Raw genomic sequence first — 17,700 nt, 5'->3', positions numbered from 1 at the left:
TTACCAGTAGTTTTCCACTGCCACCTGCCCTGGCCGGCGGCTAAGGCTCAGTTGCATGTCGCGCTGCTTGAGCAACTGGCGAGTGTCATCCACCATCTGCGGGTTGCCGCAAATCAGCACGCGGGAATGTTCCGGGGTCAGCTCGACGCCGGCAGCACGCTCCAATTCTCCGTTTTCGATCGAGGTGGTAATACGCCCACTCAACGCCCCCGGATAATCCTCTCGGGTCACGATGGGGATGTAGGTCAGTTTGTGCGCATATTCTGCCAGGTACTCCCGCTCGCCCAACCCTTTGATCAGCGACTGGTACGCCAGCTCCCGGGCTTCCCGCGCGCTGTATACCAGGAGGATGCGCTCGAATTTCTCCCAGACTTCGAAGTCCTGCAGGATCGACAAAAACGGTGCCACCCCGGTGCCGGTGCCTAACATCCACAAGTCACGGCCATCGACGAAACGGTTCAGGGTCAGGAACCCGGTAGCCTGGCGCTCCACCATCAAGGTATCGCCCACCCGCAATCGGCTGAGCTCACTGGTGAATTCGCCGCCTGGGACAACAATCGAGAAGAAGTCCAAGTATTCATCAAACGGCGAGGACACCACGGAATACGCGCGCCACACCGTGCTGCCATCCGCCTTGCTGACCCCCAGGCGCACGAACTGGCCGGCGGTAAACCGGAACCCTGGGTCACGGGTGGTTCGCAGGGTAAACAGGCTGGGGGTCAGGGATTGCACATCGAGCAAGGTCTGGCGGGTAAATTTCTCAGCACTGGCCGTCATGGGGGACTCCGTTCTACAGGTGCCCTAGTGTCCCTCAAACTCGAGCCCGGAAACACCTCTGGTTGGTAGTGGCATTATATAGGCACAAAATAATGGCAACCTAATATCAACTCTGATCAATTTGCTATTAGCCCCTTTATCAGCGCTACAAGCGCGCTCTAAGTTGAGCTGCTACAGGTGCTTCAACTGACTAAAAAATCGAAAAAAACAACTAAGCCCCTAGCTAAGCCCGCCGCAACCTTAGAGAAAATTTCTTAAACGCTGCCCTGCAAGAGCGAAAATTTCATCTCGCGATGTAGCTCATGTCCTACACTAATTTCCGTGCAGTGGGAGTTCAGGACGTATCCCATGTCATGCGGAAACCCATGGAGAGTTACCAATGGTCAACTGGCGCAATACCCGACTTCCCAAACTGGAAGGCGAGAGCGAGGTTACGACTCTTTTCGAGATGGCTGTCAACCACACCTACGCACTTGGCTTCCAATACTGTTCTTTTACGATGAGTTCTCAACTACCTAACAACCAAACGAAGCCTATTCGCCTCAACAACTATCCCGATGAGTGGAACAAACTGTATAACCAGGCCCACTTCTTTGAAGCTGATCCCGTGGTGGAACATTGCAAACGTTGTGTACTGCCCCTTGTCTGGGAGGAAAAAACCTTTAAAGACTCACCAAGTTTATGGTCTTTAGCCCAATCTTTTGGTGTGCATTTGGGATGGACCCAAGCCGTGCATGATTTCCAGGGTGTGTTCAGCATGCTGACCCTTGGTCGCAGTGCAGGTGAAGTGACCCCGCAGGAGCTTTATGAAAAAGCCGGCCAGGTGCTGTGGCTGTGCCATGCGATGCATGCGGTCGTCGCGAAGACTTACGCACACAAGCCCAGCATTAACCCTGCAAGCAAATTAACCCCGCGCGAAACCGAAATCCTCAAGTGGTCAGCCATGGGCAAGACCGCCGCGGACATTGCCGCCATCCTGTGCCTGTCCGAACGTACGGTGGGCTTTCATATCTGCAGTTGCTTCAAAAAGCTGGGAGTCAACAACAAGATCGCCGCCGTGCTCTGCGCTTCGAAAGCGGGGTTGTTTTAATCAGCGTTGAAACACCGCATGTAATCCCTCAGGAAAAAAAGTAACATTTACGACCCATTCTGAGTGCTGGGCTGTCCCCACGGGGTGCCGCCCGCTGTTCACTCAGACGGTTCCGCAGCCGACTGCCGAACACCCATCGATGACCCAGAGCCTCCCTCGCCATGCCCCTGCTCGACAGCCCCTTCGCCCAGCTCGATCTGATCCGCCAGCCAGAGCAACATAACGATCCGCTGCAAGCCTTCGACGCCGCCGACGAGTACCTGCTCAGCTACCTGGCTGAACAGCAACCGAGCGCTGCGACCCGCGTGCTGGTGCTCAATGACAGCTTCGGCGCCCTGGCTGCGAGCCTGGAAGGCCGGGTGCAGGTGACCTCCAGCGGCGACTCGTTCCTGGCCGCCCTGGGCCTGGATAAAAACCTGGTGCGCAATGGCAAGGCCTTTGACGCCGTGCCGTTCATCCCCGCCAGCGAGGTGCCCAGCGGGCCGTTCGACCGGGTGCTGATCCGCGTCCCCAAGACCCTGGCATTGCTGGAAGAACAACTGATCCGCCTGCAAGGCCAACTGGCGCCGGGTGCCGAAGTGATCGCCGCAGCGATGGTCAAGCACCTGCCCCGGGCGGCCGGTGAGTTGCTGGAGCGCTATATCGGGCCGATGCACGCCTCCCTGGCGGTGAAGAAGGCGCGGTTGCTGATCGCGACACTGGCCGACCGCCCCACGGCGGTCTCGCCCTATCCGACGCGCTACACCCTGGACGCGCCGGCTATCGAACTGCTCAACCATGCCAACGTGTTCTGCCGTGAAGGCCTGGACATCGGCACCCGCGCCTTCCTGCCGCACCTGCCCGACAACCTGGGCAGTGCCCGCGTGGCGGACCTGGGTTGCGGCAACGGGGTATTGGCGATTGCCAGCGCCCTGCAAAACCCCGACGCCCAGTACACCTTGGTGGACGAGTCCTATATGGCCGTGCAATCGGCCCTTGAGAACTGGCACGCCGCCCTCGGCGATCGGGAGGTGACAGTACGCGCCGGCGACGGCCTGGCCGGCCAGGAGCCGGACTCCCTCGACGTTGTGCTGTGCAACCCGCCGTTCCACCAGCAGCAGGTGGTCGGCGACTTCCTCGCCTGGCGTATGTTCCAGCAGGCGCGGGAGGCATTGGTGGTCGGCGGCGCCCTGTATATCGTCGGCAACCGTCACCTGGGTTATCACAGCAAGTTGGCGCGCTTGTTCCGTGGCGTAGAGCAGGTCGCTGCCACGCCCAAGTTCGTGATTCTCAAAGCGCGCAAATAAAAAAAGCCCTGCCCTTCCAAAAGAAGAGCAGGGCTTGCCCTCAAGTTAACAGGCAGCGGGCCGCGAAGCCCGGATCGGGATGTCAGTGGGTGGTCAGGCCGGCCGCATTCATGAACATGCGCATCAGGCTGGCCACCACGAACAGGGCCAGCACACTGCCGGTCCAGATCATCGCCAGCCAGCCGAGGCGCCGCCACAGCGGCTGTTTCTCGGCCTGTTCAATCTCGTGCAACGTAGGTTTGCCGGACATGCAACGACCCTCCTAGTGATAGCCGTCTTCGTGGGTGACCTTGCCGCGGAACACGTAGTAGCTCCAGAAGGTGTAGCCCAGGATGAACGGAATGATGAACAAGGTGCCCACCAGCATGAAGCCTTGGCTCTGCGGCGGCGCAGCGGCATCCCAGATCGACACGGATGGCGGGATGATGTTCGGCCACAGGCTGATCCCCAGGCCGCTGTAGCCGAGGAAGATCAGCACCAGCGTCAGCAGGAACGGCGTGTAGTGGGCATTCCGCGCCACGGCGCGGATCAACCCGTACATGGTCACCAGCACCAGGATCGGTACCGGCAGGAACCAGAACAGGTTCGGCAGGGTGAACCAGCGCGAGGCGATTTCCGGGTGCGACAGCGGCGTCCAGAGACTCACGATGCCGATCACGGCCAACACCACGAAGGCCAATGGCCGCGCCAGGTTGTGCATCTTCTCCTGCAACGGGCCTTCGGTTTTCATGATCAGCCAGGTGCAACCCAGCAAGGCATAGGCCACGATCAGCGCCACGCCGCAGAACATCGTGAACGGCGTGAGCCAGTCCAGCGAGCCGCCGGCAAACTGGCGATTGACCACCGGGATCCCGTCGATAAACGCCCCCAGCGCCACGCCCTGGAAGAACGTGGCCGCCAGCGAACCGCCGATAAACGCCTTGTCCCACAGGTGACGCTTGTGGTCCTTGGCCTTGAAGCGGAACTCGAAAGCCACGCCACGAAAGATCAGCCCCACCAGCATCAGGATCAGCGGCAGGTACAGCGCCGACAACACCACCGAATAGGCCAGCGGGAACGCGCCGAACAACGCCGCGCCGCCCAGCACCAGCCAGGTTTCGTTACCGTCCCAGACCGGGGCCACGGTGTTCATCATCACGTCACGGTCGGTCTTGCCCGGGATAAACGGGAAGAGGATGCCGATGCCCAGGTCGAAGCCGTCCATGACCACGTACATCATGATGCCGAAGATGATGATCACGGCCCAGATCAGCGGAAGATCAATACCCATCTCAATTCCCCTTGTGCTGGATGTGGGCGTGGTCGTCATCGCTGCCATCATCGGCGGCGGACAACGGACGGGCCGGTGTGCGTTTCTGGCCAGGGCCACCGTGGGTCGGTTCCGTGCCTTCGTGGGTCACCGGGCCTTTGCGCACCAGGCGCATCATGTAGCCCAGGCCGGCGCCGAACAGCGCGAAGTACACCACCACGAACAACACCAGGGTAATCGTCATCTGCGCCAGGCTATGCCCGGAAGAAGCATCCGCCGTGCGCATCAACCCGTAGACCACCCACGGCTGGCGGCCGATTTCAGTGGTGAACCAACCGGCGAGAATCGCGATCAGGCCAGACGGCCCCATCCACAGCGCCAGGTACAGGAACGGCCTGGACGTGTACATCTTGTCGCCCCGGCGCAGCCAGAGGCTGAACAGGCCGGTGAAGATCATCAGGAACCCCAGGCCGACCATGACCCGGAACGACCAGAATACGATGGTCGAATTCGGCCGGTCTTCCGGCGGGAATTCCTTGAGCGCTGGCACCTGTTTGTCCAGGGAGTGGGTCAGGATCAGGCTGCCCAGGTACGGAATCTCCACCGCATACTTGGTTTTTTCGGCCTTCATGTCCGGCCAGCCAAACAGGATCAGCGGCGTTGGCTCATTGCCTTTGTTTTCCCAGTGGCCTTCAATCGCGGCAATTTTCGCCGGCTGGTGCTCGAGGGTGTTGAGGCCATGGAAGTCGCCGATCACCGCCTGGATAGGCGCCACGATCAGGGCCATCCACATCGCCATCGACAACATTTTGCGGATCGCCGGGTTGTCCTTGCCGCGCAGCAAGTGCCAGGCCGCCGAGGAGCCGACGAAGAACGCGGTGGCCACGAACGCCGCCGTCGCCATGTGCATCAGGCGGTAAGGGAACGACGGGTTGAAGATCACCGCCAGCCAATCGGTAGGAATCACGCGGCCGTCGATGATTTCAAAGCCTTGCGGCGTCTGCATCCAGCTGTTGGACGCCAGGATCCAGAAGGTCGAGATCAACGTACCGACGGCCACCATCACGGTGGAGAAGAAGTGCAGCTTGCGCCCCACCTTGTTCCAGCCGAACAGCATCACGCCGAGGAAACCGGCTTCCAGGAAGAAGGCCGTAAGCACTTCGTACGTCAGGAGCGGCCCGGTCACGGCGCCGGCGAAGTCCGAGAAGCGGCTCCAGTTGGTGCCGAACTGGTAGGCCATGACCAAACCGGAGACCACGCCCATGCCGAAGTTGACGGCAAAGATCTTCGACCAGAAATGGTAGAGGTCACGGTAAGTATCGTTGTGGGTCTTGAGCCACAAGCCTTCCAGCACCGCGAGGTAACTGGCCAGGCCGATGGTGATCGCCGGGAACAGGATGTGGAATGAGATGGTGAACGCGAACTGAATTCGGGCGAGATCTAGCGCCTCCAAACCGAACATAAGTCTTCCTCTGTCAGGTAATACCGGCTGCTGGCGGGAGCCTGCACCCACTGCCCCCACGGATATGGAGTCTGGCGAATTTCAATTCGTTTCTTTTTTTAACCAGCCACGTAGGGAATCGGGCCTTGCGGCCACCAGAACAAATTCTGAAATGACTTTGATCTGGGTCAATCACAGTGAAAAGAGTAGTCCCATTTTCACGGCTGGCCTGTGTGGTCTTTTGCCGCGTGACAGCTTGCCTCAGCCTTCTTCTCGCAACTAATTGTTACAGCTTGATGCTAATCTGCCCCTTCCCTCCGGCCTTGACCTGAATTTCCGATGCCCAGTGAACCCACGTTGCTGTTACGTCACCACCGCCCTTTCATTGCGTTCTGGCTGGCACGGATCTTCACCGCCAGCGGCTTCCAGATGCTTACCGTGGCCATTGGTTGGAACCTCTACCAACTCACCGGCAACGTGCTCGACCTGGGGCTGGTCGGTCTGGTGGAGTTCGTGCCGCGCGTGCTGTTCATGCTGCACACCGGGCATGTGGCCGACCGCTATGAGCGACGCAAAGTCGCGGCCATCTGCCAGACCGTGCAGGCGCTGATTGCCCTTTCCCTGGCCATCGGCGGCCTCACCGGCAACGTGACCCGCGAGATGATCTTTATCCTCGCCTTCCTGCTCGGCGCCGCGCGCTCGTTTGAAATGCCCACCACCCAGGCCCTGCTGCCGAGCATCGTGCCCAGTGCGCTGTTCCCGCGTGCGGTGGCCTCGTCACAGTCGGCCCAGCAACTGGCAACCATCGTCGCCCCGGCCCTCGGTGGTTTGCTATACGCCTTCGGCAGCGTCTGGGTGTATGGCCCAACAGTGGCGCTGTACCTCATCGCCTGCGTGCTGACCCTCAACCTGCCCGCCCGCCAGACCCCACTCAACAAAGGCAAGGCCACCCTCGATTCACTGCTGGCCGGCATCCGCTTTATCCGCAGCCGCCCGGACATCCTCGGGGCGATTTCCCTCGACCTGTTCGCCGTGCTGCTGGGCGGCGCCACCGCGTTGCTGCCGGTGTTCGCCAAGGACATCCTGCTGACCGGCGCCTGGGGCCTGGGCCTGTTGCGCTCGGCGCCGGCGGTGGGCGCGTTGTTGATGTCGTTGTGGCTGGCGCGCTTTTCGGTAGATCGGCAGGTGGGCCGGGTGATGTTCACCGCCGTCGGCGTATTCGGCGTGGCAACCATCGCCTTCGGCATGTCCACCTCGTTCTGGTTTTCCCTGGCGGTGCTGGTGGTGCTGGGCGCGGCGGACATGATCAGCATGGTGATCCGTGCGTCCTTCGTGCAGTTGGAGACGCCGGATGAAATGCGCGGGCGGGTCAGTGCGGTCAATGGTCTGTTTATCGGCGCGTCCAACCAATTGGGCGAGTTCGAATCGGGGATTACCGCCCATTGGTTCGGCACCGTGCCCGCCGTGGTCATGGGCGGGATCGGTACGCTGGTGGTGACCGGGGTGTGGATCAAACTGTTCCCGACCCTGGCGAATCGGGATCGTATGCATGTGCCGGAGGAAGAGAAAAGCACTTAGGCACGGATGCAGGCCGAAGATGGAACGCGTTCTTAAGTTGGGGTCACGTAAGGGTTACAACATTACTGGAATAATCCGGTGCTAACCAAATACCTTTCGACGGGCCCTCAGTTGATGAACAACGTGAATAATGCCAGCGTCCCCATCGGGATGACGACCCCCCACCTATTCCCGACTGCCTCCTGGAACACACCCAACGACAACTACATCCTGATGAACGCCAAGGATCGGTTCACGACAAGCGTCGCAAAGGATCTGAACAGCGGATACATGAGTCCAGAGGTCAGCCAAATAGCCGATGCCGTGATGTGGCCGGGTAAAAAAAACAGCCCTCAAGTGCAAGTCAAGACCTTTGCCGTGGATGGCATCCAAGCCAGGGACATCATATTTATTCAGCGTGTTCCGGCTGTGCCTGACGAGCCGAATATCGTGCTATTTGTTCCAGAAAAGGAAGGTCGTTCACTTCACTCATTCACAACCACCGAAGAAATGAACGCATGGGTGAAAACCCAGGCCAACGAGCCCAAGCGACTGGAGTCCTTCAGCCAGCATTTTGCGGGCGGTGAGTCATCCGAAAAAAAAACACGGGTTATCGATACACTGATTCGGTTCAGAAACAATGATATCAACGCCATCGTCGGCCCCTATGCCAATGAAGGCGACAATATCTTCGGGCGTCTGGATAAAGGCCCCACTGCGCCGCCCACTGCGGTCAATGGCTTGACGAATATTAAAGAGGAAAGCTCTTCACCGAGCGGACGACTGCTTTATTCCGGGCAGCGACCCGACGGAGAAACAGTCTTGTTTACCTATGACGCCTACGGAAACCTTCTGGGCCAAGACAAACAGCACAACTTCTATTTTGTGAAAGATGGCTTGAACAGTCACAAGCCACTGGTGCCAATCACATTCGGCGAGTTCAAGTACAAAGTCCAGAACGAAGCGGCTGAAAATGTCGGAGCAAACGATCTCCGGGGATTCTACGAGGAGTTTCTCAAACACCTTGAGCATCCCTCTGCAGGTATCGCGGATGCCTTGCAAGTATTCGGTGTGAATAAAACCACCGCAGACACCGTAGAGCGCTACCTGGACAACCCATTCAGTGCTCTGTTGGTTGACTTGAATACAAACAATCAGCTTGGCAAGGTATTCGGTCTCGACAAGTCGACGCTGGACGCAGAGCTCAAAAACGTCGGTGATTTCGCACAGGGATTCATCCCTGCCTATGGCCAAGCCAGAATGCTGTCTTCGCTGCTGGCCAAAGCGCTTCGAAATGAGGCGCTGTCTGTTCAGGAGACAAGGGACCTGGCAGATGGGCTTGCGTTGAAACCGAACAGCCCCGCGAGGAAAAACCTGCCCGAGTCTAAACCGTCACTCAAGTCGAACAGCCCCACGTCAGCAACGCCTGCGACCCAGCCAATAAAAGAACCCGTCAGCGCCGTACCCGATCCGGGGCCCACTGCCGACGAAGTCAATCGTCTGCGCCCGTCACAGTGGCTCGATATCAGCAACCACGCCGTCGTGGAGGGAGAACAACTGATCTCGGGGGCTCATGCCAACGCCAAAGGCATGTATCAAGTAAAAGGAAGTGATGGTGCAGACAGGTGGTTTATCCGTTTGACCGATGCTGAAGACATCAGCCGTATCTATGAGATCGACGGTAGGTTCAAACTCAGTGACGGGTATGCCCGCATTATTGATCCCGAGACGAGAAAGCCTGTGATGACGGTGCACTCCACCCAGGACGGCGCCTGGGAGCCGATCAACGGACCGGGAGGAATAAGGTGGCCATGGTGGTCAAGAGGTTCGGCGGAGCAAAGTTTTGACCCCGCCGCGTACGACTACCCTGCACAGGGAGAAGCATCAACGTCGCGGACAAACGAGAAAATCGACAAGCGAATGAAGCAGGACGCTGACACCTTCCATAAAAAGGCCAAGACCAAGGAGCGCCCCGCTCACTCGGATATCCCGGGCAATGCGTCAATGTCAGAGGTCATCAATACCGTCTACCAGAAATCCCTCGGCATGATTATTGGCGAAGACCATTCCCAATCTGCCGGTCTGCGACTGCTGATCGATAATGCAGCCGAGTTTGAGAGAAACAATGTCTCCACACTGTACTCGGAAGGGTTCGAGCATTCGTTGCAGCCCGATCTGGACAGGTTTTTCGAAACCGGTGAATTTTCACCCGCGCTAAGATCGAATTTGCGATTGATTGACCGCGCCCACAGTACACACGGGGCATACACCAATCGAGAGCTTCTGTTGACCATGCGAGCGCATGGTGTTCGAGTCAAAGCGATTGATGTGCCTTCAGTAGAACCGAAGTCCACACGTCTCAAAAACATGAACTACTACGCAACCAAACTGATCGAGCACGACCAAGCCGCGAACCCGCAGTCCAAATGGGTTGCAAGAGTCGGCAGCGACCATGTGTTCACCTATGACGGCGAACCTGCGATTCGAGGCATATCTCAGTTGACAGGCGCCACCGGGGTTAGTGTCGACGATGCAATCCCCGGCAAGGGCCCCTCGCTTATTCAATCCAGAGACAAGACAGAACTCTACATTGACCTGTAAACCGTTGGATAAGGTGCTCTAGAGCACCTTATCCAGGGTGATCGGAAACTCTCGCACCCGCTTGCCGGTGGCATGGTAGACCGCATTCGCCACCGCCGCCGCCACCCCGACAATGCCGATCTCTCCCACGCCCTTGGACCCTAGGGCGTTGACGATCTCGTCATGTTCCTCGACAAACACTACGTCAATCTCGCCGATATCGGCATTTACCGGGATGTGGTACTCGGCCAGGCTGTGGTTCATGTAGCGACCCAACTGATGGTCGATCTGGGTCTCTTCATGCAGGGCCATGCCGATGCCCCACACCACCCCGCCGAGGATCTGGCTGCGGGCCATCTTCGGGTTGACCACCCGCCCGGCCGCAATGGCGCTGACCACGCGGCTGACCTTGATCGTGCCCAAGTCTTCATCCACCCGCACTTCGACGAACACCGCCGAATGGGTCGCGGTGGCGTAGCCCTCGCGTTTCTTGTCCGGCTCGCTGTCGACCTGGACTTCCACGCTCTCTTCACCGCTGTCCTTGACCAGCTGTGCCAACGACACGCTCACGTCGCCGGTGTGCAGTTGGCCGTCTTCAAAACGCACGGACTCGGCATCCTTGAACACCGGGTAAGTCTGCCGGGCAATGGTCAGCAGCCTCGCGCTCAACGCTTCGCAGGCTTGCTGCACGGCGGTGCCGACGGACGACACGGTGAACGAGCCGCCTTGCAGCGGCGCGGTGGGCAATGAAGAGTCGCCGAGCAGGAACACCACGTCCTCAACCGCCACGCCACTGGCCTGCGCCGCGATCTGGGTCATCACCGTGTAGGTGCCGGTGCCGATGTCCGTGGTGGCGCTGCTGACGGTCAGCTTGCCCTCGGCGTCGATGCGCGCCTTGGCGCTGGCCTTCATCTGCATGGCCTCCCACACGCCACCGGCCATGCCCCAGCCGATCAACTGGCAGCCGTCGCGCATGCTGCGCGGTTCCGGGTTGCGCTGGCTCCAGCCGAAGCGCTCGGCACCTTCGCTGTAACACTCGCGCAGGGCCTTGCTCGACCAGGGTTTGTCTTCGTTCTGGTTGCGCTCGGCGTAGTTGACCAGCCGCAGTTGCACCGGGTCCATGCCCAAGGCGCTGGCCAATTCGTCCATGGCGCACTCCAGGCCGATCACGCCCAAGGCAGCGCCGGGCGCGCGCATGTCCAGGGGCGTGAATACATCCAGCGGCACCAGTTTGTAGGTCAGTTGCACGTTGTCGCAGTGATAGAGCATGCCGCTCCACTCCACCACGTGCTCGCTGAAGTCTTCGAAGCGCGAGGTCTGGCCAATCGCCGTATGCCCCAATGCCAGCAGGCGACCATTGGCGGCGGCGCCCATCTGCAAACGCTGCAAGGTGCGCGGGCGGTAGCCGAAGGTGAACATCTGCTGGCGGGTCAGGGTGACGCGCACCGAGCGCTTGAGCGCCAGGGACGCCATCACCGCCAGCGGCAATTGATACTGCGGGCGCAAGCCCGAGCCGAACGCACCGCCGACGAACGCGGCGAAGATCCGCACCTGGCTTTTATCCAGGCCGAACACGTCTTGCACATAGGCCTGGCAGTTCTGCGGGCCCTGGGTCTTGTCATGGATATGCAGGGTGCCGTCCGGCTGATACAGCACGGTGCTGGCGTGGGGTTCCATGGGGTTGTGGTGTTCGATGGGGGTGCTGTAATGCAGGTCGAGGCTGACGGCGGCAGCGGCCCACTCGGCCTGGAAATTGCCACGCGGCTTGGGCGGCGCCTGCGGTGAAGCATGGGCCTGTTCCTGCTGGGCGAGCAGGTCGGTCTCGAAGTCTTCCCGTGCGTAGTCGATCGCTACCAGCGAGCCGGCATGTCGCGCCAGTTCAAGGTTGTCGGCGATCACCAGGGCCAGGGGCTGGCCGCTGTACAGCACACGGTCGTTATACAGCGGGCGAAACGGTGAGCCGTCCGCCGCATCGTCATCCTGGAAGGCATCGTCGTAACGGGCGATTGTCGGCCGGTTGAGGTGATGGATAACCGCCACCACGCCCGGCAGGGCCAGTGCCCTGGACGCATCGATCGCCAGCACACGGCCCTTGGCGATGGTGCTGGACACCACACTGCCGTGGAGCAGGCCGTCCTCGGGAAACTCACCGGCATAACGCGCCTGGCCGGTGACCTTGAGCAGACCGTCGACACGGTCCAGGGGTTTGCCAATAGCGGTCATGGGCGATCTCCTGCGACGGCGGCGTCGCTCAGGGCACGGATGATTGCGCGGCGCGCCAGCTTGATCTTGAAGCCGTTGTGTTCCAGCGGCTCGGCATCTTGCAGCATCGCGTCGGCGGCATTGCTGAAGGTTTCGCGGCTGACCACTTGGCCGATCAACGAGGCTTCCACCGCACGGTCACGCCAGGGTTTATGGGCCACGCCGCCGAGGGCCAGGCGCGCGTCGACGATTCGATCGCCGTCCAACTCGAGAGCGGCGGCCACCGAAACCAAGGCAAACGCGTAAGACGCGCGGTCGCGGATTTTCAGGTAATGGCTGTGACGGGCCAGGTGGTCGGCGGGCAATTCGATGGCGGTGATCAGCTCATCGTCGGCCAGTTGGTTGTCGCGTTGCGGCGCATCACCGGGCAGGCGGTGGAAGTCGGCAAACTCGATAATCCGCGCGCCGCCTCGGCCTTCGACATGCACCCGCGCCTCCAGCGCCGCCAGGGCCACGCACATGTCCGAAGGGTGAGTGGCCACGCACTGTTCGCTGGCGCCAAGGATCGCATGGATACGGTTCAACCCAGTGCGCGCCGGGCAGCCGCTGCCGGGCTCACGCTTGTTGCAGGGCACGGTAGCGTCATAGAAGTAGTAGCAACGGGTGCGCTGCAACAGGTTGCCGCCGGTACTGGCCATATTGCGCAGTTGCGGCGAAGCACCGGCAAGGATCGCCTGGGACAGCAACGGGTAACGCTGTTCGATCAGCGGGTGCCAGGCCAGGTCGGCATTGCTCACTAGCGCGCCGATGCGCAGGCCGCCCTCGGCGGTTTGTTCAATCTCATTGAGCGGCAGGCCGGTGATATCGATCAGGTGCTCGGGGCGGCTGATGTTTTCTTTCATCAAGTCCAGCAGGTTGGTGCCCCCGGCAATAAAGCGCGACGCCGCGCTGCTCAGGTGCACGGCTGCGTGGACATCCGCCGGTTTGCTGTACTGGAAAGGATTCATTGCTCGCCTCCCTGGGCGCGGCACGCCGGCAAGGCCTCTTCGATGGCATCGCGGATATTGCTGTAGGCGCCGCAGCGGCACAGGTTGCCGCTCATCAGCTCCTGGATCTGTGCACTGTCGTGGGCACGGCCTTCATTGACCAGGCCGACGGCGGAGCAAATCTGCCCGGGCGTGCAGTAGCCGCACTGGAAGGCGTCGTGCTTGATGAAGGCTTGCTGCATCGGGTGCAGTTGGTCGCCGTCGGCCAGACCTTCGATGGTGGTCAGCTCGGCACCGTCGCACATCACCGCCAGGGTCAGGCAGGCGTTGATGCGTTTGCCGTCGCGCAATACTGTGCACGCACCGCATTGGCCGTGGTCGCAGCCTTTTTTGCTGCCGACCAGGTCCAGTTGCTCGCGCAGCAGGTCCAGCAACGTGGTCCAGGGCAATACATCGAGTTGGCGGTCCTGACCATTGAGGGTCAAGCGTATGGAGTGGGCGACGAACGGCTGGGCCGCCGCGCCATTGGGGGTCGCGCTCATAAACACCTCACGGGTTGGTGTACGTCCGCGGCGTTCAGGAAAGTCGCCGTCTCAGGGGTACGACTTCCCGGGGTATTGAGCGTTCAAGATGATTGATCAGCGGATATTGAGCAGGGTCTTCAAGGTATTCCGCGGGCCGTTGATCGACGAGTTGCTGTATTCGAACCAGCCTTGGGCCTGGACATTCAGGTCAAATACATAGATGTAGCCCATCAGCGTGCCCGTCCCGCTGCAGGCTTCGCTGATGCTGCCGACCTGGCACACGGGCGTACGTTGCCCGTTCAGTTCGGCACCATTGAAGCGACCCACCGGGTTGTTACCCAGGCCGACTTCCATCACCGACACTTGGGTGGGCCCACGGTGCGTGCACATCTGGGTGCTTTGCGCGCGCTCCGGGATGGTTTCCGTGCAGTGCGCCGATTCGACCTTGAACACGCGCACCTCGCTCAAGGGCGGTGCAGTCGCGCCCCACACCGGTGCCGCACCCAACCACAGGCCGAGACAAGGGATCAGGGCTAGACTCCACGCGTTGGCTTTTTTCATGCTGTCGATGACCTGCTGTTGAACGTCGCCGCAGTATGCCTCAAGGCCATGCGCCACACAGCCTCGGCTGCTGGTATGATGCGCCGCTTTTTCCGATCCTCTCTGGAACCACAGGCGCTTGGCGCAGTTTGTGCTTTGACTTAGAGGTCAACAAATAACGACGCAACATAGCGTCACAGGGAGCAGGCATGCTGGAAAAGCTGTTTCAACTCAAGGCACACAACACCAACGTGCGCACCGAGATCCTCGCGGGCATCACGACATTCCTGGCCATGGCCTACATCCTGTTCGTGAACCCGAGCATCCTCGGCGAGACCGGCATGGACAAGGGCGCGGTATTTGTCGCGACCTGCCTGGCGGCGGCCATCGGTTCGACCGTGATGGGCCTGATCGCCAACTACCCGATCGCGCTGGCACCGGGCATGGGCCTCAACGCCTTCTTTACCTACACCGTGGTGTTGCACATGGGCCACACCTGGCAGGTTGCGCTGGGTGCGGTATTCATTTCGGCGGTGCTGTTCTTCCTGCTGTCGATCTTCCGTATCCGTGAGTGGATCATCAACAGCATTCCCCTGCCCCTGCGTTCGGCGATTGCCGCCGGTATCGGCCTGTTCCTGGCACTGATCGCCCTGCACAACGCCGGGATCGTGGTCGGCAACCCCAACACCCTGGTGGGCATGGGCGACCTGACCAAGCCGGCGCCTATCCTGGCCATCCTCGGCTTCATGCTGATCGTTGCGCTGGAAGCCCTGGCCGTACGCGGCGCGGTGCTGATCGGCATCCTGGCGGTGACCATCGTCTCCATTCTGCTGGGCGTCACCGCGTTTGGTGGCGTGATGTCGATGCCGCCGTCCCTGGCCCCGACTTTCCTGCAGTTGGATATCAAGGGCGCGCTGGACATCGGCCTGGTCAGCGTGATCTTCGCCTTCCTGTTCGTCGACCTGTTCGACAACTCCGGCACCCTGATCGGCGTGGCCAAGCGCGCCGGGCTGATGGGCAAGGACGGCCACATGCCGAAAATGGGCCGTGCGCTGATCGCCGACAGTACCGCCGCCATGGCCGGTTCCCTGCTGGGTACGTCGACCACCACCAGCTACATCGAATCCGCTGCGGGCGTAAGCGCCGGTGGCCGTACCGGCTTGACCGCCATCGTGGTGGCGATCCTGTTCCTGCTGGCGCTGTTCTTCTCGCCGCTGGCCGCCAGCGTACCGGCCTTTGCTACCGCGCCGGCGCTGCTGTTCGTCGCCGTATTGATGACCTCAGGCCTGGCCGAAATCGACTGGGATGACATTACTGTTGCAGCGCCGGTGGTGATCACCGCCCTGGCGATGCCCTTCACTTACTCCATCGCCAACGGCATTGCCTTCGGTTTCATCGCCTGGACCGCCATCAAGCTGCTTTCGGGCCGCTACCGTGAGCTCAACCCGGCACTGGTGATTCTGTCGATTCTGTTCGTGATCAAGCTGGGCTGGTTCAACGCATGACTTTTGACGCCACACGCTACACCGCTCAACTGCAAGACAAGGTCACGCGCTTGCGTGACCTGTTGGCACCGTTCGACGCACCCGAGCCGCAGGTCTTCGAGTCGCCTCTGCAGAACTTCCGCCTGCGGGCGGAGTTCCGCTTGTGGCGCGAAGGCGGTGAACGCCACTACGCGATGTTTTCCCAGGACGACAAGCGCACGCCGATCCTGATCGAAGAATTCCCCATCGCCAGCCAGCGCATCAACCAGTTGATGCCGCAGCTCAAGGCCGCCTGGCAAGCCAGCGCCGCCCTGAGCCACAAGCTGTTCCAGGTGGAGTTCCTCACCACCCTGGCCGGCGACGCGATGATCACCCTGTGTTATCACCGCCCGCTGGACGATCACTGGCACACCGCGGCGAATAAGCTGGCGGCTGATTTGAATGTGAGCATCATCGGCCGCTCCAAGGGCAAGCGCGATGTGATCGGCCACGACTACGTGGTGGAAAAACTCGACGTCGGCGGCCGCACCTTCAGCTACCGTCAACCCGAAGGCGCGTTCACCCAGCCCAACGGCACGGTGAACCAGAAGATGCTCAACTGGGCATACGAAGCCTTGGGCGATCGCCCGGATGACTTGCTGGAGCTGTATTGCGGCAACGGCAACTTCACCCTGCCCCTGGCCACCCGTGTGCGTAAAGTGCTGGCTACCGAGATCAGCAAGACCTCGGTGAATGCGGCCCTGAGCAACCTCGATGAAAACGCGGTGGGTAACGTCACCCTGGTGCGCCTCTCCGCCGAAGAACTTACCGAAGCGCTGAACGAAGTGCGCCCATTCCGCCGCCTGCACGGCATCGACCTCAAAAGCTACGAATTCGGTAGCGTGTTCGTCGACCCGCCCCGCGCCGGCATGGACCCGGACACCTGCGAACTGACCCGGCGCTTCGACAACATCCTGTACATCTCCTGCAACCCGGAGACGCTGGCAGCGAATATTGCGCAACTGCATGACACCCACCGCATTACCCAGTGTGCGATGTTTGACCAGTTCCCGTGGACGCACCATATGGAATCCGGGGTGTTATTGACCCGGCGGTAATTCAGCGTCCTCAGGTTCCTTCTTGCGTGGCCGGCCGCCCTTCTTGCCATTGGCGCGGGCGGCGGCGGATTTGGCAGCGCTGCTCTTGCGACCGTTGCGTGATGCTACCAGGCTGGTAGCCAGGTCCATCAGCGGCTGGCTTGTGGCGATCAGGCCCGTGATCGAAACATCCAGATCCTGGGCCTCACAGCTAATGGCCTTGCCACCGAAACTGACTTCCAACTGCTGGAAATCTTCCTCTGAAAACCCTTCGAACTCCGGCAGGCCGGCCACCGGCAACATGACGCGGCTGCCGTCGCTGAAGCCGATGGAGATGCAATCGTTTTCGTAACGCACATTGCTGGCGTTGGCGTACAGGCGCTTTAGCCTGCGGCCACGGGCGATTGCCTTGTCGACGTCGGCGTCAGTGAGAGGTACATAAGGTATGACTTTGGCTTTTACGATTTTCATAAATTAATCCCTACGCAATCTGGCGCTCTTACCAGATTCAAAATGGTCCGTTGCGCTAAGGCATCGTGCCAGGCGCTTGCGATAACGTAGACACCACGTCGAATGACTAACCCTGGAACCAATTCACTGGTGTCCCAGTTCCAGGAATGGTTCTCCAGGCAAACCGTTTGCAGTTTTTCCCACCAAATCCTGCGTGCCCGTGCCAGATAATGTCGCTGCATGATTACCTCGCGTATTTCCTTCAGAACCGCAGTGGGTGGCCGCCTCCGTTCAGGCTCTACATCCCACAACTCAACGTCCCCATCCAAAAAACTGAAACGAAACCGCGCATCCCACCCCTTGCCCCTGACATGTACATGAGGCGGGCAATGCTCGTCCCTGATAAACACCGAGATGACATACCCCTTGTAAGCACCTACTTTCATCGTAACCCATCC

Annotated in this window: 16 protein-coding genes; 6 read left to right on the top strand and 10 right to left on the bottom strand. The window is 60.3% G+C overall.

Annotated elements, in window-relative coordinates:
- Window positions 1-777 carry a ferredoxin--NADP reductase gene (locus PspCFBP13509_RS10765; RefSeq protein WP_065924171.1) on the bottom strand — a complete coding sequence of 259 codons (777 nt, stop codon included), beginning with the start codon at window positions 775-777 and terminating at the stop codon, window positions 1-3.
- A gap of 379 nt (window positions 778-1,156) precedes the next feature.
- On the opposite strand from PspCFBP13509_RS10765, the gene PspCFBP13509_RS10760 reads away from it, so the two are divergent.
- The gene (locus tag PspCFBP13509_RS10760; RefSeq protein WP_137212012.1) at window positions 1,157-1,867 is read left to right on the top strand and encodes a helix-turn-helix transcriptional regulator; all 711 of its coding nucleotides are present in this window, start codon (window positions 1,157-1,159) and stop codon (window positions 1,865-1,867) included.
- 161 nt (window positions 1,868-2,028) lie between these two features.
- A complete protein-coding gene (locus PspCFBP13509_RS10755; protein WP_065924169.1) occupies window positions 2,029-3,153 on the top strand; it encodes a methyltransferase in 1,125 nt (374 codons plus the stop codon).
- 82 nt (window positions 3,154-3,235) lie between these two features.
- Here the strand turns inward: PspCFBP13509_RS10755 and PspCFBP13509_RS10750 are convergent, their stop codons facing one another.
- From PspCFBP13509_RS10750 to PspCFBP13509_RS10740, 3 genes are read right to left on the bottom strand one after another with little or no spacing between them, the layout of a single operon-like run.
- Window positions 3,236-3,403, bottom strand: a complete 168-nt coding sequence (locus tag PspCFBP13509_RS10750) for a DUF2474 domain-containing protein (protein ID WP_010562540.1) — start codon at window positions 3,401-3,403, stop codon at window positions 3,236-3,238.
- A 12-nt stretch (window positions 3,404-3,415) separates the two neighbouring features.
- Window positions 3,416-4,423 (bottom strand): cytochrome d ubiquinol oxidase subunit II, encoded by a 1,008-nt coding sequence (gene cydB, locus PspCFBP13509_RS10745; protein ID WP_027605307.1) that lies wholly within the window; start codon window positions 4,421-4,423, stop codon window positions 3,416-3,418.
- Between the two features lies 1 nt (window position 4,424).
- The gene (locus PspCFBP13509_RS10740; RefSeq protein WP_027605306.1) at window positions 4,425-5,864 is read right to left on the bottom strand and encodes a cytochrome ubiquinol oxidase subunit I; all 1,440 of its coding nucleotides are present in this window, start codon (window positions 5,862-5,864) and stop codon (window positions 4,425-4,427) included.
- Between the two features lie 318 nt (window positions 5,865-6,182).
- Between PspCFBP13509_RS10740 and PspCFBP13509_RS10735 the strand changes: the two genes are divergently transcribed.
- Both PspCFBP13509_RS10735 and PspCFBP13509_RS10730 read left to right on the top strand, forming a co-directional pair.
- Window positions 6,183-7,421, top strand: a complete 1,239-nt coding sequence (locus PspCFBP13509_RS10735; protein ID WP_137212011.1) for an MFS transporter — start codon at window positions 6,183-6,185, stop codon at window positions 7,419-7,421.
- 114 nt (window positions 7,422-7,535) lie between these two features.
- Window positions 7,536-10,001: a membrane-targeted effector domain-containing toxin gene (locus tag PspCFBP13509_RS10730; protein WP_242001063.1), complete on the top strand. Its 2,466-nt coding sequence runs from the start codon at window positions 7,536-7,538 to the stop codon at window positions 9,999-10,001.
- A gap of 18 nt (window positions 10,002-10,019) precedes the next feature.
- Here PspCFBP13509_RS10730 and PspCFBP13509_RS10725 read toward each other — a convergent pair whose 3' ends face one another.
- From PspCFBP13509_RS10725 to PspCFBP13509_RS10710, 4 genes are all read right to left on the bottom strand, one after another.
- On the bottom strand, window positions 10,020-12,203 hold the full coding sequence (locus PspCFBP13509_RS10725) for a xanthine dehydrogenase family protein molybdopterin-binding subunit (RefSeq protein WP_137212010.1): 2,184 nt from the start codon (window positions 12,201-12,203) through the stop codon (window positions 10,020-10,022).
- Window positions 12,200-13,189, bottom strand: coding sequence for an FAD binding domain-containing protein (locus tag PspCFBP13509_RS10720; protein WP_074847708.1), 990 nt, complete (start codon window positions 13,187-13,189; stop codon window positions 12,200-12,202). The genes PspCFBP13509_RS10725 and PspCFBP13509_RS10720 overlap by 4 nt, the downstream gene beginning before the upstream one ends.
- Complete coding sequence (locus PspCFBP13509_RS10715) at window positions 13,186-13,710, bottom strand: (2Fe-2S)-binding protein (RefSeq protein WP_092488498.1); 525 nt, start codon at window positions 13,708-13,710, stop codon at window positions 13,186-13,188. The genes PspCFBP13509_RS10720 and PspCFBP13509_RS10715 overlap by 4 nt, the downstream gene beginning before the upstream one ends.
- A 96-nt stretch (window positions 13,711-13,806) precedes the next feature.
- Window positions 13,807-14,253, bottom strand: a complete 447-nt coding sequence (locus PspCFBP13509_RS10710) for a DUF4879 domain-containing protein (RefSeq protein WP_065924176.1) — start codon at window positions 14,251-14,253, stop codon at window positions 13,807-13,809.
- A 188-nt stretch (window positions 14,254-14,441) separates the two neighbouring features.
- Between PspCFBP13509_RS10710 and PspCFBP13509_RS10705 the strand changes: the two genes are divergently transcribed.
- The gene (locus tag PspCFBP13509_RS10705) at window positions 14,442-15,737 is read left to right on the top strand and encodes an NCS2 family permease (protein ID WP_053137959.1); all 1,296 of its coding nucleotides are present in this window, start codon (window positions 14,442-14,444) and stop codon (window positions 15,735-15,737) included.
- Window positions 15,734-16,813 carry a tRNA (uridine(54)-C5)-methyltransferase TrmA gene (gene trmA, locus PspCFBP13509_RS10700; protein ID WP_074847709.1) on the top strand — a complete coding sequence of 360 codons (1,080 nt, stop codon included), beginning with the start codon at window positions 15,734-15,736 and terminating at the stop codon, window positions 16,811-16,813. The genes PspCFBP13509_RS10705 and trmA overlap by 4 nt, the downstream gene beginning before the upstream one ends.
- On the opposite strand, the gene PspCFBP13509_RS10695 is transcribed toward trmA, so the two are convergent.
- Together PspCFBP13509_RS10695 and PspCFBP13509_RS10690 are read right to left on the bottom strand one after the other, a co-directional pair.
- On the bottom strand, window positions 16,796-17,263 hold the full coding sequence (locus PspCFBP13509_RS10695; RefSeq protein ID WP_065924162.1) for a DUF2442 domain-containing protein: 468 nt from the start codon (window positions 17,261-17,263) through the stop codon (window positions 16,796-16,798). The two genes, trmA and PspCFBP13509_RS10695, sit on opposite strands and share 18 nt — an antisense overlap.
- The gene (locus PspCFBP13509_RS10690; RefSeq protein ID WP_065924161.1) at window positions 17,260-17,688 is read right to left on the bottom strand and encodes a DUF4160 domain-containing protein; all 429 of its coding nucleotides are present in this window, start codon (window positions 17,686-17,688) and stop codon (window positions 17,260-17,262) included. The genes PspCFBP13509_RS10695 and PspCFBP13509_RS10690 overlap by 4 nt, the downstream gene beginning before the upstream one ends.
- Between the last annotated feature and the right edge of the window lie 12 nt (window positions 17,689-17,700).

Origin of the sequence: Pseudomonas sp. CFBP13509, from assembly GCF_005233485.1 — a bacterium.
GTDB classification, from domain to species: domain Bacteria; phylum Pseudomonadota; class Gammaproteobacteria; order Pseudomonadales; family Pseudomonadaceae; genus Aquipseudomonas; species Aquipseudomonas marginalis.
This window is presented reverse-complemented; position numbering and strand designations above follow the sequence as displayed.